Below are 18,806 nucleotides of genomic sequence, written 5' to 3' on the forward strand. Positions count from 1 at the left end.
AAGCTATAATTATCTGCTATGCATTTTAAATTTGCTTTTGCTCTTTTTATTTTTATAAGTGCTTTTTCTCAAAATTTAGGAGCACAAGAAAAAATTACCGGCCCATTAATCAATGACTTCGGAGCAACTTACACCGTTTCTAAACTTGATATTCCGATAGACGTTTCTCAAACCTATAAAGTTGTGTTTGATATCTCGAAGTCTCCAAAAACCCTTCAGAACTTAACCCCTATTTTAATACTGTAGCCCGTTTTTTAAATATGAACCACGCTGCAGGTGTACCACAAAATCAGTTAAAACCTGTACTTGTGATTCACGGTAGTGCTGCTTTTAGCCTACTCAATAACGAATTTTACAAAGAAAAATATGGTGTTGATAATCCCAATATAAAACTCTTAGAACAATTACATAAGTTAAATATTCCTGTGGTGCTATGTGGACAAACTGCTGGGGCTCGTGATATAACTTCAGAAAAAAGGAGGCAACATACGCAACTCGCATTATCTGCAATGAATGCACTTATCTATTATCAAAATCTCGATTACGCTTTAATTTCATTTTAAAAAATCTATATGAAAAAACTAAACATTCTTTTTCTCAGCATTGGTTTAACCGCATTTGCGCAATCTCCAGATGCTTCGATAATGAAGGCTGCAGAATCTATTGAAGATAAAGTCATAAACTGGCGCCACGATATTCACGAGCATCCAGAATTGAGCAATCAAGAGTTTGAGACCGCTGCAAAAATTGCAGAACATTTAAAATCGCTGGGTATTGAGGTTCAAACAGAAATCGCAAAAACAGGCGTCGTAGGTATTTTAAAAGGAAAAAAACCGGGTAAGGTAGTTGCCTTACGTGCAGATATAGACGCATTACCCGTAACAGAACGTAATGATTTACCCTTTAAAAGTAATGTTACTGCAAATTTTCTAGGCACAGAAACCGGGGTAATGCACGCCTGTGGTCACGATACACATGTTGCCATTTTAATGGGTGTTGCAGAAATATTATCGCAACATAAAGATAAGATTAACGGTACCGTAAAATTTATTTTTCAACCTGCTGAAGAAGGACCACCACCGGGAGAAGAAGGTGGTGCTTCTTTAATGATAAAAGAAGGGGTTCTCAAAAATCCTGATGTAGATGCGATTTTTGGCCTACACATAAATAGTGCAACACCTGTGGGTCAAATTAATTACAAACCGGGAGGTATTATGGCCGCTGTAGAACGCTTTGTCGTAAAAGTAAATGGTAAACAAACTCATGGCTCACAGCCCTGGGGAGGTGTAGATCCTATTTACATTTCATCACAAATTATAGACGGTTTTCAATCTATAATAAGTAGAGAGTCAAATTTATTAGTAGAGCCTGCAGTAATAACGGTAGGTAAAATAACCTCAGGAGTACGATTTAATATTATTCCGGAAAGTGCAGAGCTTATAGGTACGGTACGCACGCTTGATCCTAATATGCGTGAACTTATAATTCGTAGAATGACAGAAATGACTGAAGGTCTTGCAAAAGCTTACGGCGGAAGTGCGACCATAGAATTTCAATCAAATACTGCAATCACCTATAATGACGAGGCACTTACAGAACAAATGCTACCCACGCTTCAAAAAGTTGCAGGAGCAGATAAGGTAAACCTTGTAAAAGCTACTACGGGCGGTGAAGATTTTAGTTATTTTCAGGAAGAAGTACCGGGCTTATACTTTTTTCTGGGTGGGATGACACCGGGTAATAAAGAAGCCTACCCACACCATACACCAGATTTTCAAATTGACGACGCAGGTATGCTACTTGGAGTTAAAGTAATGAGCCAGTTGACGTTAGATTATCTCAATAAAAAATAGCTTCTACCTCTTAAACTAATTGTAAAAACTAACCCGCAGGTACAGCTACCTGTGGGTTTGTTTGTTTAGTGAATTATTTAGAGTAACATAAAGAATAGCTTTAAATCTTCAGGATTTATTTAAAGTGATTTTCTAGACCTGAAGTATCTAAGCCATTGTTTTCTATGCTAAAATTTTACAAACGCCTCCTAAAAAAGTCTGTAAATCTGTAAGTTTGAAGACTGTAATGAATACCTATCTATGAGTGAAGTCCTTTCTTTTTTGTCTAGTATTCCGTGGTGGATCTGGCTTATCGTATTTTTAGTTATTATCGCCGTTCGGGATATTTTTTTCAATAAAAAACACATCATAACGCACAACTTTCCTATTGTAGGTCATATGCGGTATATGCTTGAAAGTATTGGCCCAGAATTACGCCAATATATAGTAGCAAGCAATCGTGAAGAACTTCCTTTTAATCGTATAGAACGCGGCTGGATTTATGCTTCAGCAAAAAATGAAAATAACTATGAAGGTTTTGGTACAGATCAAAATATTTACGAAGCCAATTACATTTTTATAAACAATGCGATGATGGGTTTTAAAGCCCCTTTAGATCATCCCAATTCAAAAAATCCGTATTTTTTGCCTTGTGCAAAAGTAATGGGGCTTCATAATAAACGCCGAAAACCTTACAGACCCGGCTCTGCGATTAATGTCTCGGCAATGAGTTTTGGATCGCTTTCTGCCCGAGCTATAGAATCTCTTAATAAGGGTTGTAAACTGGCACACGCCTATCACAATACCGGCGAAGGCGGTCTCTCACCCTATCATAAACAGGGTGCAGATGTTGTATTTCAAATAGGAACCGGTTATTTTGGAGTACGTGATGAAGCCGGTAATTTTTCTATGGAAAAATTAATTGCTTTAGTTGAAGCAAACCCAGAAGTTAAAGCGATTGAAGTAAAACTATCACAAGGTGCAAAACCTGGGAAAGGTGGCGTTTTACCAGCGTCAAAAATCACTCAGGAAATTTCTGAAATACGTCACGTAACTATGGGTAAAGATGTTATTTCCCCAGCTACCCATTCTGCATTTGAAGGGGTTGAGGGCTTATTAAAATTTGTTGAAGATATTGCTAATGCTACCGGGCTTCCTGTAGGAATCAAGGCCGCAATAGGAAAACTTCAGGACTGGGAAAAACTGGCTCAACTCATGGTAAAATCTGGTAAAGGTCCAGATTTTATTCAGGTAGATGGTGGCGAAGGTGGTACCGGTGCAGCACCTCCTAGTTTTGCAGATCACGTTTCGCTTCCTTTTGTATATGCATTTAGCGACCTTTATAAGATATTTAAAAAACATCATTTAACAGAGCGTATTGTTTTTATAGGTAGTGGTAAATTAGGGCTACCCGCAAAAGGCGCAATGGCTTTTGCAATGGGCGTTGATGTTATTAACGTTGCACGTGAGGCTATGCTTTCAATAGGTTGTATTCAAGCAAAAGCCTGTCATAACAACACCTGTCCCAGCGGTGTTGCTACGCAAAATAAATGGCTACAATCTGGTATTAATATTGAAGACAAAGCTGTACGTACCAATTTCTATTTTAAAAATTTCAGGAAGGAATTAATAGAAATTACCCACGCCTGTGGTTACGAGCATCCTTGTCAATTAACTACCGAAGATGTTGATTTGAGCCTGGGCGATAAAAACTTAACACAGACGCTGGCTGCGTGTTTTAGTTATCATAAAGTAGAAGTTCCTTTTAACGGAATGAATGAAATACTAGATTGTGAATATTTAGGTGGCAATTATGATAAAGAAACTGCAGGCAGAAAAATTCAAGTAGATACTAAAAAAGAAGTACGTTATTAGATTATGGATGATATTTTAAATTTTTTAATACCGGTATTGCCGGCACTGGTAGTAGGTGGCTTAGCGTATTATTTTTTTGATGGTTTTCTTAAAAATGAAGATAGACGCAGACGTTTTTTATTACATAAAGAATTACAAACCGAAACGCTACCTTTACGCCTACAGGCATATGAGCGATTAACCTTATTTTTAGAACGTTCAAATCCGCTTCAGTTATTACTGCGTGTTCAACCTAATTCTTCAGATAAGAAAATTTATGTAGAATCTGTTATCGCTCAATTAAAACAAGAATTTGAGCATAATTTATCACAGCAGATTTATATGTCTGATGAATGCTGGAATGTAATTAAATCTTCAAAAAACACATTAATTGCACAATTACGTAAACACGTTTTAGACACCAATTTAGCAGACGCTAATGCCTTACGTGAGAAGATGATATCAAATTTTTCAGAAGCTGAAAATCCCATAACCGTTGCGCTTACTTATTTAAAAACAGAAGTGCAAGAACTTTTAAATTAAAGAGGTCTTTATCTTTTATGTTTAAAGAGATTGTAATTGAAATGTCTATAGCGTGCTTTATTTAAGTTTAAGACTACTATTACAGGCTAATATATAAATTAGCGATGTTCAACTGTATTAATTACAGCTTACTAATTTTTGATATACTATTTTTGAATTTATGAAAGTCATCAAATCTCTTAGTCTATTTTTTTTTCTGGTCTTGTTAATCTGTTCGTGTGAGCAACAGAAAGAAATGAGTTCTATAAATCCTATCAACTGGAAAAAAAGGAGTGCAACAATACCTGTAGATGATTCATTAACAGAAGCACGTACCTATCTAGGCATCTATTCTGAGATTTACAGTACTTCAGAACATAATACGCACGATCTTACCGTTACCGTAAGTATGCGAAATACCAGCGACAAGGACTCTATTTACCTTACGAAAGCAGCATATTACAGTACGTCTGGCGAGCTTATCCGCACGTATTTTGACTACCCCATATTCATTAAACCCTTAGAAACTGTAGATATCATTATCGAAGAATCTGATGACACCGGTGGTACCGGAGCAAATTTCATCTTTGACTGGCTTAATAATAATGCACTTACAGATCCTATTTTTGAAGCTATTATGATTTCAACCCGAGGTCAGCAAGGGCTATCATTTACGACTCAAGGTAAACGCATAAAATAAGATTATAAAAAACCTTACTTCAATCTTAATTTAAGTATTTACAACCGAGTATTTAAACGCTAACGCTTAATTCCTATTTTTACAACCTAAAATCCCTACACGTGAATATCACCATTGAGAATATTGTTTTAATAGGTTCGTTGCTGCTCTTCATAAGTATCGTAGTAGGTAAAACGTCTTATAGATTTGGAGTTCCTACCCTATTATTATTCTTAGGTATAGGAATGGCTGCCGGCTCAGACGGTATAGGAGGTATTATATTTGACGATATGGAGATCGCTCAGTTTATAGGTATCGTTTCTCTTAACTTCATCTTATTTTCAGGGGGATTAGATACACACTGGTCAAGCGTTAAACCTATTTTACGTCAGGGATTATTACTTTCTACCCTTGGCGTTCTTTTAACAGCCGTGACACTCGGAGTGTTTGTTTTTTATCTAACCGATTTTACCATTTACGAAAGTCTACTTCTAGGTTCTATAGTATCGTCTACAGATGCCGCAGCGGTATTTTCAATACTTAGGTCAAAAAGTCTTGCGTTAAAAACCAATCTAAGACCTACGCTAGAATTAGAAAGCGGAAGTAATGACCCTATGGCATACGTACTTACCATCGCTTTTCTGACGCTTGTAATCAATCAGGATCAAGGCTTATTTTCGGTATTACCTTTGCTACTACAACAAATGATCGTGGGTGGAATTGCCGGTTTTGTTTTTGGTAAACTCAGTAAATTCATTATTAATAAAATAGAATTAGGTTTTGAAGGTTTATACCCGGTTCTGGTTATCGCCTTGATGTTTATAACCTTTTCTGCTACAGAATCTATAGGAGGCAACGGTTTTTTAGCTATATATATCTGTTCGGTTTATCTAGGAAATCAAGATTTAATACATAAGCAAACCATTCTTAAAATGTTTGACGGGCTCGCCTGGCTTATGCAGATTGTACTGTTTCTAACTTTGGGATTGCTGGTTTTCCCTACAGAGATTGTTCCTTTCTTTGGTATAGGTATCGTGGTCTCCCTATTTTTAATTTTTATAGCACGCCCGGTTGGGGTTTTTATAAGTCTGGCATTTTTTAAAATGAAAATGAGAAGACGATTGTATATTTCGTGGGTAGGTCTACGCGGTGCAGCGCCTATTGTATTTGCCACTTACCCGCTTCTTGCAGGTATCGAGAAAGCCAATATGATCTTTAATATTGTTTTCTTTATCTCGGTAACTTCAGTACTTATACAAGGAACTTCTCTTTCTATTGTGGCCAAATGGCTGGGTGTCGCGCTGCCCGAAGCAAAAGATTCAAAAGCAGATGTTGCCCGATTTATTTCTGAAATACCAAAAACGGCAATGAAAGAAATTGTGATTACGCCACAATGTTATGCAGTAGATAAGAAAATTGTAGAATTAGGATTTCCTAAAACTGCAATTATTGCCATGATAAAGCGCAATGACAAGTTTTTAACTCCTAAAGGTTCTACTGTTATCAATAAAAATGATACACTAGTGGTTTTATCTGAAAACGAAGAAGGTATTGAAGAAGTAGAAGTCTGTTTAAATAGATAAATTTTACAGTATTCCGTGTTTTATTCGCAAAGCGGAAAATAAACTAATAACGAGTACGCAACCTCTCTCTAGTTTCTGCATCTGCTTAAAAATCATCAATGAAATCAAAACTAATTTTACTTGTTGCGGTAGCATTTCTTGCATTGCAATGTTCAACAACTAAAGACACAGAAGATCAAGATTGTGAGCGTACCGCAGAAACCGTCGTTATTGATGTTAAAGGAAATACAGAAACTGAAGTCAATAAAGACTTAATCCTAGAAGTCTTCTTTCCCGTTTCTAATGGCTGTGGGTTGTTTAATGAATTCAAAGAAACCATAGACGGAAAAATAATAACCGTAAGTGTCGAAGCAATTTACAAAGGTTGTATTTGCACGATGGATGTACCTACACGGGTAGCCTTATATACCTTTACACCTACTGAAGCAGGAGTTTACACAATGCGTTTTAAAAGCACGACAGATACATTTATCGAAAAAACAATTACAGTTAATTAAATGGCTTAATCTGATTCTGAGATTGCTCTAAGCTTATTATCCTGTGCTTGTTTTGCCTTATCTGCTGCATATTCCCATCCTTGTTGCCACCAGCTGGTCATTAACTTTTTATTAAAAATAAGACTGTTTTCGGTAAGTTTTGAGGGTGTGTAATATAAGTTAAGGGGGACATCTTTATTTATTGCGGCCAGCTTACCTACAATTACATCGTGATATTCTACCTGATCCATTAAAAAACCAAATAAATTTACCATTAGTGAAAACGGGTTTTTACCCAAAACCTTATTATACTCCATATTCTCTGACTCAAGAATTATGGCATCAACTTCGGTAGCACCACGACGTATCGCTTCCCGTATAGGTACAATACAGCCAAAACCCCCATCTGCATACTCATAGCCATTTTTATTGACCAGACTCATAAAAGGCACGTAGTTGCAACTAATCCAGATCCATTCACAGAAATCGTCGTACTCCCAATTGCGAATAGATTTATATTCAACCGTATTTTTAGACAAGTTAGAGACAGTAACCACCACATCTGCAGCAGTTTTTTTTATATGTTCAAACTCACTTCGGGAAAGATTTTTTTTAATATTCTTGAGTAAATTTTTGCTTTCGCCAAAGGTGCGTTTCCTACGCATAAATTGCCAGACGGTGTTCCAGTAATTAATAGACACATATTCCCGGTCGCCTTTAGATTTAATATTGAACGGGTTTACATTAAAAATGGTGTTCTGGTTTACGTTTGTATAAACCTCATACGCACGCTGAATGTTATTATTAGCAAGTTGTGAGATCAAAAGGCTTCCGGTAGAAGTACCTAAAAAAAGATCATATTTATGACCTAATTCTTCCATAAGGTATTGAGCCACGCCACCGGCATAAGCACCTTTACTACCCCCACCAGAAATTACCAAAGCTCTCATTAAGTCAATTTTTCAGCTAAAAATTTCTGTTGTTTTTCCTCTTTTAACTTTAATTTTTGCAGCTCTTTTTTCCATTCAGGATCTTTTATAAGCATATCCAAAATTCCTCGACAAGACTCAGAAAATCTCCAGTTGATATGAAAACAACCATCGATTAAATTCTCTAAACTTTTAGGCTCAAACAACTGTAACTGATACAATTTCTGAAATGCATTTTGTCGCGTAGCATATGAATATCTACTTCCTGTAAAACGGGTAAGTCTAAAAAAGTGGTCGCGTATATAAGCCTCTTCATAATCTAAAGTAGAAATTGCAAGTGCAAGCCAGGTGATTTCAATATTATGATCTGAAAAGCCTTGTATGCCCTTCATCTGGTTTAAATATTTATGACGATCTGAAGGGAACGATGTCCATAAATTAAGTAATGCCTGCTCACGGGTTATGTAAGAATCGTCGTTAAGCAAGCGCTCATAGTTTGTTTTCATTTCTGCAGGTACTTTTTGTACCGTTAGCGCAATCGCCTGGCGTACCCAGGGATTGTTAGTGTAAAATGCACGTTCGTAAATACGCGAAGCTGCAACGGGAGAGACCTCAGAAAGCTGGTAAATTGCCTCTTGTCCTGTATACTCATCAGGTAAAGCCAATAAATCTAAAAGTTTGTTCTGCTTTTGACTAAACGGAACGTTGCGCAGTGCAACCACACGCATATATTTTTGAATTAGTGGTGACTTTTTAAGCACCTCTAAAGCAGCTTTATCCTGAAATGCAGTTTGCTGCAACCAGTCTTTTTCAAAATCAATTAAATCTTCACCGCTTGCAATACGCATTTCTTTCAGGAAATCCTCAGTAGTGACGTTTTTAAATTTATGAGTATTGAGATAGCTTTTTATTCCGGCTTTAAATGCCTCATCTCCTATTTTTTCGTGCAACATATGCAATGCCCAGGCTCCTTTTTGATAAAATGTGAGAGAACTTGCTTTAGGGTCAAGTAATCGTTCTCCTTTACCCTTATCACTTAGCGCCTTTAATTCTTCGGCAGATTGATACAGTTTCCAATAGAAATAATCATCCCCAAATACTTTCCGCTCTGCGAGCAAGGCATAATAGGTCGCAAAACCTTCTTGCAGCCAATGGTGTGTTCCCGAAGTTTCGGTCACATAATCTCCAAACCACTGGTGTGCAAGCTCGTGTGCATTAACACTTACATAATTGCGATCTATAAAACCATTACGATCTACAACAAATTGATCGCTAAAGATGGTAGCCGTCGTATTTTCCATACCGGCATACAAAAAATCTTTAACAGGAATTTGTCTATATACAGGCCACGGAAACTTAACGCCTATTTCTTCTTCTAAGTAATTGAAAATCTCTTTGCTATACTTGTAGGTCGTTAAAACCTTTAAAGAATCTGAAGGATAATAGTACAACTCCATAGGTATACCGGAGTCTGAAACATATTTTATCTTTTTATAATCTCCAAGAACAACAGCAACTAGGTAGCTAGACATAGGCTCTGTCATCTCATAATGCCAAATAAACTTGTCACCCTTTTCTTCTTTCTCAACCAGTACACCATTGGAAACAACTTCCTGCCCGGGATATGCAATAATAGATAGGTCAAATTCTATCTTATCATTCATATCATCTATACTAGGTAGCCAGTTAGAAGTGTACTTACCCTGCCCCTGCGTCCAGATTTGCTGAAAACCACCATTATTTACAAAGTACAGTGCCTTGTCTGGCTTTGCGGTATACTTTAAAACTAATGAGTATGTTTCTCCTTTAGTAAAGCTTCGGGTAAAGATCATACGCCCATCATCTGTGTGGGTACTTATTAACTTACCGTTTAATGTAGAAGCATATTTAGTAATGTTTTTCGCATTGAGATATACAAAGTCTGCATCTTCAAGCATAGTGAATTTAATTTCCATATCGCCGGTAACGGTACCGTTTGCAAAATCAAAATCAAGGAGTGCGTAAATACGTTCAAAGTCAACCGTCTCGGTCTGTTGGCTATAGATTACACTTGTTAAGCAAGCGAAAAAAACCGTAAAAATCAATTTCATAAAGTCATACTATCTAAGAACCTGCCAAATTAAGGATTTGATTTTAAAACCGCTCCTTTAAAAACAAAGTAAATTAGCCTGATTAGAGACCACAGGCTTTTAAAAATTATTATCACCAACTTTAAAACACATCTTCATGCTTTTTAACCTCGATTATCTTGTAAAACTCAAATAAAATAATTGGGTTTTATATCTTCGTTCTCATGAACTCCAGCAAGCTTCAAACTCCTATAGATTACCTTAAGGGCGTAGGTCCCAACAGGGCGACATTGCTGCGTTCTGAATTAGGCATACATACCTATCAGGATTTTTTAAATCTTTTTCCCAATCGCTATATTGATAAAACTCAATACTATACCATTACGCAATTGCAACCTACCAGTGCAGATGTGCAGATAATAGGAAAGATCACACATTTAAAAAGTGCAGGAGAAGGAAGATCAAAAAGACTGGTTGCAACGTTTAAAGATCAAACGGGATCAATGGAGCTGGTCTGGTTTAGGGGTGTAAAATGGATTAGAGAGAGTTTAAAAATCAATATTCCGTATGTGATCTTTGGAAAAGTACAGCGTTTTGGGAGCTCCTATTCTATTGCACATCCTGATTTAGAATTATTAGAGGAACATGAAAAAAGTTTGCGGGTCGCTATGCAACCTGTTTACCCTTCTACGGAAAAATTAACCAACAGAGGCATCACAAATCGAGTGGTAAATGTTCTTATGCAAACGCTGTTTCAGGAGGTGCAGCAAGATATTGAAGAATCGCTGTCAAGATCTATACTCGATAGGCTGAAGCTTATGCCTAAAAAATCGGCATTCTTAAATATTCATTTTCCGCAAAGTCAGGAAAATCTTGCAAAGGCACAGTTTCGGTTAAAATTTGAAGAACTCTTTTATATTCAGCTACAGCTTTTAGTCAAAAACAAGCTGCACAAACAGAAAATTAAAGGTTATCCTTTTGAGCAAATAGGTGCCAATTTTACCACTTTTTATAACAATCATTTACCCTTTGATCTTACGGGAGCTCAAAAACGTGTAGTTAAAGAAATACGTAATGACCTGGGAAAACCCGCTCAAATGAATCGCCTGTTGCAAGGAGATGTAGGAAGTGGTAAAACCATTGTTGCGTTACTAACTATGTTAATAGCTATAGACAACGGGTTTCAAGCCTGTTTAATGGCTCCTACAGAAATACTATCTATACAGCATTACCAGGGACTTACCGAGCTCTGTGAGGATCTCGACATAAATATCGCTTTGCTTACCGGCTCTTCACGTACTAAAGCTCGAAGAGAAATTCACGAGAATCTTGAAAATGGCTCGCTTCATATTTTAATAGGAACGCACGCGCTTTTAGAAGACAAAGTAAAATTTAAAAATCTGGGATTGGCTGTTATTGATGAGCAGCATCGCTTTGGCGTGGCTCAACGCAGTAAACTTTGGCATAAAAATGAGCTACCACCGCACATTCTTATAATGACCGCTACACCTATTCCACGTACATTAGCAATGAGTGTTTACGGTGACCTAGATGTTTCGGTGATAGATGAGCTACCTCCCGGAAGAAAAGCGATTAAAACGGTACATAGATATGACAACAACCGTCTTAAAGTTTTCGGTTTTATTAGAGATGAGATAAAGAAAGGAAGACAGATTTATATTGTTTACCCCTTAATTCAAGAAAGCGAAGCACTCGACTACAAAGATTTAATGGATGGCTACGAGAGCATAAGCCGAGAATTCCCAATGCCAGACTATCAAATATCAATCGTACACGGCCAGATGAAACCTGCCGATAAAGATTACGAAATGAACCGCTTTGTAAATGGCGAGACGCAAATAATGGTTGCTACCACTGTAATCGAAGTGGGCGTTAATGTGCCTAATGCTTCTGTGATGATTATAGAAAGTGCAGAGCGTTTTGGGCTTTCTCAACTGCATCAGTTGCGCGGTCGTGTAGGTCGTGGAGCAGACCAGAGCTACTGTATTTTAATGACGGGGCACAAGTTGTCTGAAGACAGCAAAACCCGATTACAGACTATGACCAGTACTAATGATGGTTTTGAGATTGCCGAAGTAGATTTAAAACTTAGAGGACCCGGTGATATCATGGGAACTCAGCAAAGTGGTGTACTCAACTTAAAAATTGCTGATATTATAAAAGATAACGAGATTATGAAAATCTCCAGAAGTTATGCCTCTGCCCTGCTTAATGAAGATCCGCAACTTCTCAAAGAAGAAAATCAACCCATACGCCAGATGTATGCGCAGTTGATGAAGTTTAAAAATATATGGAATTATATTTCCTAGTTTTCAGATTTACAGGCTACTCTAAAAGATAAATCACAAGCTCTCTTTTAATAAACACAACCTTTTTTCTATTAAAGACAGTTGCTATACAAGTGTTTTTATTTGAAATTAAAAAGGAAGTAATACACACGGTATTAAACCCAACTTAGTGCGAAAAAAAACAGTGTAAATGTTATATTTGCCCTTTCAAAATTTAGGGGAATGCAAATAAGCTACAACTGGTTAAAACAGTTTATTAATATTGATTGGGAAGCAGAGAAAACCGGCAATTTACTTACAGATCTAGGTCTTGAAGTAGAAGGTATTAATACGTTTCAAAGTGTAAAAGGAGGTCTACAAGGGATCGTGGTAGGTCACGTACTTACCTGTGTAAAACATCCTAACGCAGATCGATTAAAAATCACAACCGTAGACCTTGGGGAAGGCGAACCGGTACAAATTGTATGTGGTGCTCCCAATGTTGATGCCGGCCAGAAAGTACCGGTAGCCACTGTAGGTACAACACTTTATGATGATAAAGGCGAAGCCTGGAAAATTAAAAAAGGGAAAATACGAGGCGAGGTAAGTAATGGGATGATCTGTGCTGAAGATGAACTAGGTCTAGGTAAAAGTCACGATGGGATTCTAATTCTCGACAGTGATTTAAAACCAGGAACACTCTTGTCTGAAGTTTATGATATTGAAGATGATGAAGTTTTTGAAATAGGCTTAACTCCTAATCGTGCAGATGCGATGAGTCATATGGGTACTGCCCGTGATTTACGCGCAGGCTTAATACAAATGGGCGTTAACAGCGAATTTATAACCCCATCTACAAGTGCGTTTCGTATAGATAACCGCACTCAAAAAATAAGTGTTCAGGTTTTAAATCAAGAGCGCGCACCGCGTTATTGCGGGATTACTATAAGTGGCCTTACTGTTAAAGATTCTCCGGTATGGTTACAAAACCGACTAAAAGCCATAGGTCTTACGCCTAAAAATAATGTTGTAGACGTTACTAATTACGTCTTGCACGAACTGGGGCAACCCCTACATGCCTTTGACCTTTCTAAAATTAGCGGAAAGCAAATAAATGTAAAAACCGTTGCTGCAGGTACAAAGTTTACTACACTTGACGGTATAGAGCGTGAACTTCATGAAGAAGATTTAATGATTTGTGATTCTGAAAAACCTCTATGTATTGCCGGTGTTTTTGGCGGTGATAATAGCGGGGTGACTGAAGACACCACAGCAATTTTCTTAGAAAGCGCTTTCTTTAATCCAGTGAGTGTACGTAAAAGTGCAAAACGCCACGGCTTAAATACAGACGCCTCTTTTAGATTTGAGCGCGGTATAGACCCTAATTTGACCGAATATGCCCTAATACGAGCGGTTTTACTAATTCAGGAGACCGCTGGAGGTGAAGTTACCAGTGATGTGATAGACATTTACCCTAAGAAGATTGAAGATCATCAGGTATTTTTAAATTTTGAGCGTGCCGAAAAATTGATTGGTGAAGAAATCCCAAAAGAAACCATAAAATCTATTTTATCGTCGCTTGATATTAAAATAAACAACATTACCGAATCTGGTATTGGTATGACCATACCTGCCTATCGCAATGATGTAACCCGTGAAGTAGATGTAGTTGAAGAAATTTTGCGCGTTTATGGCTACAATAAAATAAAATTTAAAGCAAAACTGAATGCTTCAGTTTCTAAAAGCAGTCGTTTTGCAGATCATAAAATTCAACAGGTCACCGGTAATTTACTAGCTGCTCAGGGTTTTAATGAGATGCTGAATAACTCGTTGACCAATCCCGAATACGCCGTTTTAAATGATGCATTTAAAGCAGATTATAGCGTAAAAATGCTCAACCCCTTAAGTACAGATCTTTCGGTAATGCGCCAATCTTTATTATTTTCTGGTCTTGAAGTTTTAGCCTTTAACACAAACAGACGTCAGCCAGATTTAAAACTTTTTGAATTCGGAAAAAGTTACCATAACTATCCCGGCGGAAGAGAAGAGCACAAACATCTAACCTTATTCTTAAGCGGAAATGTAAATGCTGAAAGCTGGAATGCCCCTCAAAAGCAGGTAAGCTTTTTTAACCTAAAAGGGATTGTAGAAACCGTATTAAGTCGTTTAGGCTTATCTGATTGGTCTGTAAAGCCCGTAAAAAACGCACAATTTTCTGAAGGTTTAAGTTATACCATACAAAAAAAGGGGGTTGTTGATTTTGGAGTTGTTGTAAAATCAATACGCAATCATTTTGATTTAGATCAGGAAATTTTATTTGCTGATTTTAACTGGGATGTTATTCTAGACCTTATACAAGAAAACAAAATTAGCTTTAAGCCTATCCCAAAAAATCCCGCTGTACGTCGTGATTTTGCATTGTTATTAGATAAAGAGACACTTTTTGATGAGATCTATCAAGAGGCTTATGCTGTTGAGAAAAACATACTAAAACAGGTTTCTCTTTTTGATGTTTATGAAGGTTCTAATCTTCCCGAAGGCAAAAAAAGTTACGCTGTGAGCTTCACCTTACAAGACGAAAATAAAACACTTACAGACAAAGAAATAGATAAAATTATGCAGAAACTGCAACAGCGTTTTGAACAACGTTTAAATGCATCGCTGCGTTAATACTTTAGCATTTGTCGTGTTGTAAATTAGTAGCTTATTAGTTAACTTTAAATGCTAAAAAAAAGAAAAATGCTACTAAAAAAAACTAATATTCACGACAAGTTGTTGCGTGAACAGTTTAAAAAAACGAACGAGGACTCTGTTATAAATTGGGTAAACCAATTTTTAAAAAAGACACCGTCTCCAAATGAACGTATCTTAGAAAATCTAGCTAGTGACTCGATTGAAGATACTAATGAGTTTGGCTTTGATCTTTTAGACTCTAAGCGCATATTTCACGAAAAAAGTATTCAAAAAATCTGCATTGATTACAGACTTCGGTTTTTAGATTCACGCTTTTTTAAAGGTGCATTCCCACAGGAAGCACTTACTGAAATTGCTAATTTAGAACAAACACATAATCTATCATTAAGCGGTTTTAAAATAATGGCACCGTCAAAAATGTTTGTTTTAAACAAAACAGACGACCCGCTATTATTTGCACCTATGGGTAATGGGTATTATTACTTAATTCATAAATGGGGAAATGATTTACACCCCTTGAGAAAACTTTTAATGTGGCCATTTAAGAATTTTGAAAATTTAATATTCACCATTCTATTTTCAAGTGTAATAGCCACTATGCTAGTACCTGACGGTTTGTTTACCCGTGAGCAATCTTTTAGCCAGGATGTAATGGTGTTCTTTTTTATGTTTAAATCAATTGCCGCAGTGGTTTTATTTTATGGCTTTGCACTAGGTAAAAATTTTAATAATGCCATTTGGAAATGCAAATTTGATAAAGCTATATGATTAAAGAATCTAATTACGAGCGCGTTTATACTGGATCTGAAATTAATGGAAAGTTTATTCAGAATTACTTAGAAGAAGCCGGTATTCACAGTGTTGTACGTAATGATGGCGAAAGTGCAGTCCGCGCAGGTTTTGGCACTAATTATATCAACCAAACCTTGGTTTTTGTTGAAAAAGAAAACCTTGTAAGGGCTAAGCATCTTGTAGAAAAGGCATTTGTAAATTCTGAAATCTCAGATGCAGAATTAGAAGCAGAAGCCACTCAAAGTAGACTTGAAGATGAGGATCTAGTTACAGAATCAAATTCAACTCTTATTCAAACAGAAAATAAACCAAAACGATCTATGCTTAATCTGGCATTAAATGCCGGTTTATTGCTTTACTCATTGTATCGTTTATACCCGCTTACTCAAGGAGAATCATTGCCTACATTTAGAATTGTACTTAGCGGATTTATTGCAGTTTTTTGTGGTTATACCTTAATTAAGCATTTTAAGAACTAATTTTTCAATAAATATTGAACTCCATTAATCAATCACACTATGATTAGTAATGGAGTTTTTTATTCCTTTTCGTTAAATTTTTATGCCCAGCGCAACCTATTTCATTATTGTTCATCTATAGATTAACAAACAATTTTAAACAAACAACTAATGAAATTTTCACATTTTTTGCTCCTTTCACTTTTTGCACTTAACATTGCCTGCACAAGCTCAGATGACAATTATCAACCTGTTTTAAGCTCTTTTGAAGTATCAAATCTGGTTAGCATTCCCGAATCGAGTTCTACGTATAATTTAAACGATACACTTTACGTAGATCTCAATGTGCCATTATCTATTACAACAGATGCAAATGAAACCGTGAGTCTTACAGAACTGGTACCCAATGCTCAATTTGCAGAATTTTATTTATTTAGATACAAAAAAACTGATACGTTGCGTAAAACTCCTATACCTTTTAAAACTACAGATGTCTTTATTAGTAAAGGCACTGGCAGACTAGCTGCAGATGGTATTGCTCTTACAGCAACTAAAGACACTACAGCTTACAAAGTACGTTTAGGTATAAAATTGAATACGGCAGGAGAATTTTTCTTTGGTCCTTACAATCAAACTACAGTAGATGCGTTTTATACCGTTTTACAAGATGCCAAGACCTTAGATATCGTAGAATTAAAAACCTCTATTTCAGGACAAAATCCCGGAAACCGATTTAGTTTTGAAGTTCTTGCTGAAGAATAAAGCAACGAATTAAACTAGAAAAGCCTTAGTTAATAAATTAGCTAAGGCTTTTTTTATATCTAAAATTTATGATACTATACGTTTACCGAATACATTTGTTGACGTTGCTCTTTAATTTTAGGGTCATTCATATACTCATCAAAACTTAAATAACGGTCGATACCACCGTTAGGAGTAAGTTCTAAGATACGATTACCTACTGTTTGTGCAAACTCATGGTCACTAGTAGTTAGTAAAATTGTGCCTTTAAAGTTTTTAAGACTATTGTTTATAGCCGTAATAGACTCTAGATCTAAATGGTTTGTAGGCTCATCAAACATAAGAACGTTTGCACGTTGCATCATCATTCTGCTTAACATACAGCGTACTTTTTCTCCTCCGGAAAGCACATTAGAAGTTTTAAGCGCCTCTTCTCCAGAAAAAATCATCTTCCCTAAGAAACCTCTTAAAAATACTTCTTCACGCTCCTGCTCTGTTTTTGCATACTGACGCAACCAGTCTACTAAAGTCAAATCATTTTCAAAATACTCTTGATTATCTACAGGCAAATAGGATTGATTTGTAGTAACACCCCACTCATATTTACCTTCTAATGCATTTTGTTTTCCATTTAAGATCTCATAAAAAGCAGTAGTAGCACGGCTGTCTTTAGAATAGACAACTAGCTTATCACCTTTTGCAAGATTGAGATTTATGTTTTTGAATAAAATCTCTCCATCTATAGACGATGCTAATTTTTCAATATTTAAAATCTGATCTCCTGCTTCACGTTCGCGTTCAAATATAATAGCAGGATATCTTCGGCTTGAAGGTCTGATGTCATTTACATTAAGCTTTTCAATCATTTTCTTACGAGATGTTGCTTGTTTACTCTTTGCAACGTTCGCGCTAAAACGACGTATAAACTCTTCAAGTTCTTTTTTCTTCTCTTCAGACTTTTTGTTTTGCTGCGCACGTTGACGTGCTGCTAACTGTGAAGACTCATACCAGAAAGTATAGTTTCCGCTGAAGTGAGAAATTTTTCCGAAGTCAATATCTGATATATGTGTACAAACTGCATCTAAAAAGTGACGGTCGTGAGATACCACAATCACACAATTCTCATAATTAGCCAGAAAATTCTCTAACCAGTTAATGGTCTCATAATCTAAATCGTTTGTTGGCTCATCCATTATCAAAACATCTGGATTACCAAACAAAGCCTGTGCTAAAAGCACACGTACTTTTTGCTTACTGTCAAGATCTTTAACCAGATTGTAATGTAAATCTTCAGAAATACCTAAACTAGATAAAAGAGCAGCTGCATCACTGTCTGCATTCCAGCCATTCATCTCTTCAAATTTCACTTGCAATTCTCCTATACGATCTGCATTCTCATCTGTGTAGTCTGCATAAAGTGCATCCATCTCAGATTTTATTTTATATAGAGGCTTATTTCCTTTAAGAACGGTATCTAAAACAGTAAAATCGTCAAAAGCATAATGATCCTGCTCAAGTACAGACATACGTTTCCCTGCTTCTAAATGCACATTACCACTGGTGGCATCGTCTTTACCCGAAATAATTTTTAAAAATGTAGATTTTCCTGCTCCGTTAGCTCCTATAATTCCATAACAGTTTCCTTGTGTAAATGATACATTCACCTCATCAAAAAGAACTCTTTTACCGAATTGAACTGATAAATTTGATACTGATAACATAGCTTAAACCCTAATTTTTTAATGGTTTGCAAAAGTACAGCTTAAAACCTAAAACAAGAAATATTAACTTTTATAATATATGTTTTAACTTCTAATTAACAGGACACTTCAACCTTCAAAGTTACATTTGATACCTTATTTAAAATTTCTCCTATAGACTAAAAATTA

The 18,806-nt window shown here is 36.3% G+C and carries 16 protein-coding genes; 13 read left to right on the plus strand and 3 right to left on the minus strand.

Going from position 1 to position 18,806, the window contains the following annotated elements:
• Positions 1 to 18 precede the first annotated feature (18 nt).
• From ACEN25_RS06345 to ACEN25_RS06380, 8 genes are all read left to right on the plus strand, one after another.
• Positions 19 to 246: a hypothetical protein gene (locus tag ACEN25_RS06345; RefSeq protein ID WP_441802182.1), complete on the plus strand. Its 228-nt coding sequence runs from the start codon at positions 19 to 21 to the stop codon at positions 244 to 246.
• 14 nt (positions 247 to 260) lie between these two features.
• Positions 261 to 563, plus strand: coding sequence for a DsrE family protein (locus ACEN25_RS06350; protein WP_441802183.1), 303 nt, complete (start codon positions 261 to 263; stop codon positions 561 to 563).
• Positions 564 to 572: 9 nt separating this feature from the next.
• Positions 573 to 1,853: an amidohydrolase gene (locus ACEN25_RS06355; RefSeq protein ID WP_028376099.1), complete on the plus strand. Its 1,281-nt coding sequence runs from the start codon at positions 573 to 575 to the stop codon at positions 1,851 to 1,853.
• A gap of 240 nt (positions 1,854 to 2,093) precedes the next feature.
• Complete coding sequence (locus ACEN25_RS06360; protein WP_441802184.1) at positions 2,094 to 3,707, plus strand: FMN-binding glutamate synthase family protein; 1,614 nt, start codon at positions 2,094 to 2,096, stop codon at positions 3,705 to 3,707.
• 3 nt (positions 3,708 to 3,710) lie between these two features.
• Positions 3,711 to 4,229: a DUF7935 family protein gene (locus ACEN25_RS06365; RefSeq protein ID WP_441802185.1), complete on the plus strand. Its 519-nt coding sequence runs from the start codon at positions 3,711 to 3,713 to the stop codon at positions 4,227 to 4,229.
• A gap of 160 nt (positions 4,230 to 4,389) precedes the next feature.
• Positions 4,390 to 4,908, plus strand: a complete 519-nt coding sequence (locus ACEN25_RS06370) for a DUF3124 domain-containing protein (protein ID WP_441802186.1) — start codon at positions 4,390 to 4,392, stop codon at positions 4,906 to 4,908.
• A 101-nt stretch (positions 4,909 to 5,009) separates the two neighbouring features.
• Positions 5,010 to 6,470, plus strand: a complete 1,461-nt coding sequence (locus ACEN25_RS06375) for a potassium/proton antiporter (protein ID WP_441802187.1) — start codon at positions 5,010 to 5,012, stop codon at positions 6,468 to 6,470.
• A gap of 98 nt (positions 6,471 to 6,568) precedes the next feature.
• Positions 6,569 to 6,967, plus strand: coding sequence for a hypothetical protein (locus ACEN25_RS06380; protein ID WP_441802188.1), 399 nt, complete (start codon positions 6,569 to 6,571; stop codon positions 6,965 to 6,967).
• Between the two features lie 5 nt (positions 6,968 to 6,972).
• Here ACEN25_RS06380 and ACEN25_RS06385 read toward each other — a convergent pair whose 3' ends face one another.
• Positions 6,973 to 7,896: a patatin-like phospholipase family protein gene (locus tag ACEN25_RS06385; RefSeq protein WP_441802189.1), complete on the minus strand. Its 924-nt coding sequence runs from the start codon at positions 7,894 to 7,896 to the stop codon at positions 6,973 to 6,975.
• Positions 7,896 to 9,965 carry a M1 family metallopeptidase gene (locus tag ACEN25_RS06390; RefSeq protein WP_441802190.1) on the minus strand — a complete coding sequence of 690 codons (2,070 nt, stop codon included), beginning with the start codon at positions 9,963 to 9,965 and terminating at the stop codon, positions 7,896 to 7,898. Before ACEN25_RS06390 ends, ACEN25_RS06385 begins: the two co-directional genes overlap by 1 nt.
• Before the next feature lie 203 nt (positions 9,966 to 10,168).
• Between ACEN25_RS06390 and recG the strand changes: the two genes are divergently transcribed.
• From recG to ACEN25_RS06415, 5 genes are all read left to right on the plus strand, one after another.
• The gene (gene recG, locus ACEN25_RS06395) at positions 10,169 to 12,274 is read left to right on the plus strand and encodes an ATP-dependent DNA helicase RecG (RefSeq protein ID WP_441802191.1); all 2,106 of its coding nucleotides are present in this window, start codon (positions 10,169 to 10,171) and stop codon (positions 12,272 to 12,274) included.
• A gap of 201 nt (positions 12,275 to 12,475) precedes the next feature.
• Complete coding sequence (pheT, locus tag ACEN25_RS06400; RefSeq protein ID WP_441802192.1) at positions 12,476 to 14,902, plus strand: phenylalanine--tRNA ligase subunit beta; 2,427 nt, start codon at positions 12,476 to 12,478, stop codon at positions 14,900 to 14,902.
• Between the two features lie 69 nt (positions 14,903 to 14,971).
• Positions 14,972 to 15,694: a hypothetical protein gene (locus tag ACEN25_RS06405; protein ID WP_441802193.1), complete on the plus strand. Its 723-nt coding sequence runs from the start codon at positions 14,972 to 14,974 to the stop codon at positions 15,692 to 15,694.
• Positions 15,691 to 16,197, plus strand: a complete 507-nt coding sequence (locus ACEN25_RS06410; RefSeq protein ID WP_441802194.1) for a hypothetical protein — start codon at positions 15,691 to 15,693, stop codon at positions 16,195 to 16,197. Before ACEN25_RS06405 ends, ACEN25_RS06410 begins: the two co-directional genes overlap by 4 nt.
• 150 nt (positions 16,198 to 16,347) lie before the next feature.
• On the plus strand, positions 16,348 to 16,938 hold the full coding sequence (locus ACEN25_RS06415; RefSeq protein WP_441802195.1) for a hypothetical protein: 591 nt from the start codon (positions 16,348 to 16,350) through the stop codon (positions 16,936 to 16,938).
• A 74-nt stretch (positions 16,939 to 17,012) separates the two neighbouring features.
• Here ACEN25_RS06415 and ACEN25_RS06420 read toward each other — a convergent pair whose 3' ends face one another.
• Entirely contained in the window at positions 17,013 to 18,638 is a 1,626-nt protein-coding gene (locus tag ACEN25_RS06420; RefSeq protein ID WP_441802196.1) for an ABC-F family ATP-binding cassette domain-containing protein, read from the minus strand.
• Between the last annotated feature and the right edge of the window lie 168 nt (positions 18,639 to 18,806).

Source organism: Leeuwenhoekiella sp. W20_SRS_FM14, assembly GCF_052119605.1.
Taxonomy (GTDB): Bacteria; Bacteroidota; Bacteroidia; order Flavobacteriales; family Flavobacteriaceae; genus Leeuwenhoekiella.

Excerpts from the sequence above, each read along its gene's own strand:
- ACEN25_RS06385 (WP_441802189.1), bottom strand. The coding sequence starts at position 7,896 with ATGAGAGCTTTGGTAATTTCTGGTGGGGGTAGTAAAGGTGCTTATGCC.
- ACEN25_RS06370 (WP_441802186.1), top strand. The coding sequence starts at position 4,390 with ATGAAAGTCATCAAATCTCTTAGTCTATTTTTTTTTCTGGTCTTGTTA.
- ACEN25_RS06350 (WP_441802183.1), top strand. The coding sequence starts at position 261 with ATGAACCACGCTGCAGGTGTACCACAAAATCAGTTAAAACCTGTACTT.
- ACEN25_RS06415 (WP_441802195.1), top strand. The coding sequence starts at position 16,348 with ATGAAATTTTCACATTTTTTGCTCCTTTCACTTTTTGCACTTAACATT.
- ACEN25_RS06380 (WP_441802188.1), top strand. The coding sequence starts at position 6,569 with ATGAAATCAAAACTAATTTTACTTGTTGCGGTAGCATTTCTTGCATTG.
- ACEN25_RS06355 (WP_028376099.1), top strand. The coding sequence starts at position 573 with ATGAAAAAACTAAACATTCTTTTTCTCAGCATTGGTTTAACCGCATTT.
- ACEN25_RS06410 (WP_441802194.1), top strand. The coding sequence starts at position 15,691 with ATGATTAAAGAATCTAATTACGAGCGCGTTTATACTGGATCTGAAATT.
- pheT (WP_441802192.1), top strand. The coding sequence starts at position 12,476 with ATGCAAATAAGCTACAACTGGTTAAAACAGTTTATTAATATTGATTGG.
- recG (WP_441802191.1), top strand. The coding sequence starts at position 10,169 with ATGAACTCCAGCAAGCTTCAAACTCCTATAGATTACCTTAAGGGCGTA.
- ACEN25_RS06365 (WP_441802185.1), top strand. The coding sequence starts at position 3,711 with ATGGATGATATTTTAAATTTTTTAATACCGGTATTGCCGGCACTGGTA.
- ACEN25_RS06420 (WP_441802196.1), bottom strand. The coding sequence starts at position 18,638 with ATGTTATCAGTATCAAATTTATCAGTTCAATTCGGTAAAAGAGTTCTT.
- ACEN25_RS06345 (WP_441802182.1), top strand. The coding sequence starts at position 19 with ATGCATTTTAAATTTGCTTTTGCTCTTTTTATTTTTATAAGTGCTTTT.
- ACEN25_RS06390 (WP_441802190.1), bottom strand. The coding sequence starts at position 9,965 with ATGAAATTGATTTTTACGGTTTTTTTCGCTTGCTTAACAAGTGTAATC.
- ACEN25_RS06405 (WP_441802193.1), top strand. The coding sequence starts at position 14,972 with ATGCTACTAAAAAAAACTAATATTCACGACAAGTTGTTGCGTGAACAG.
- ACEN25_RS06360 (WP_441802184.1), top strand. The coding sequence starts at position 2,094 with ATGAGTGAAGTCCTTTCTTTTTTGTCTAGTATTCCGTGGTGGATCTGG.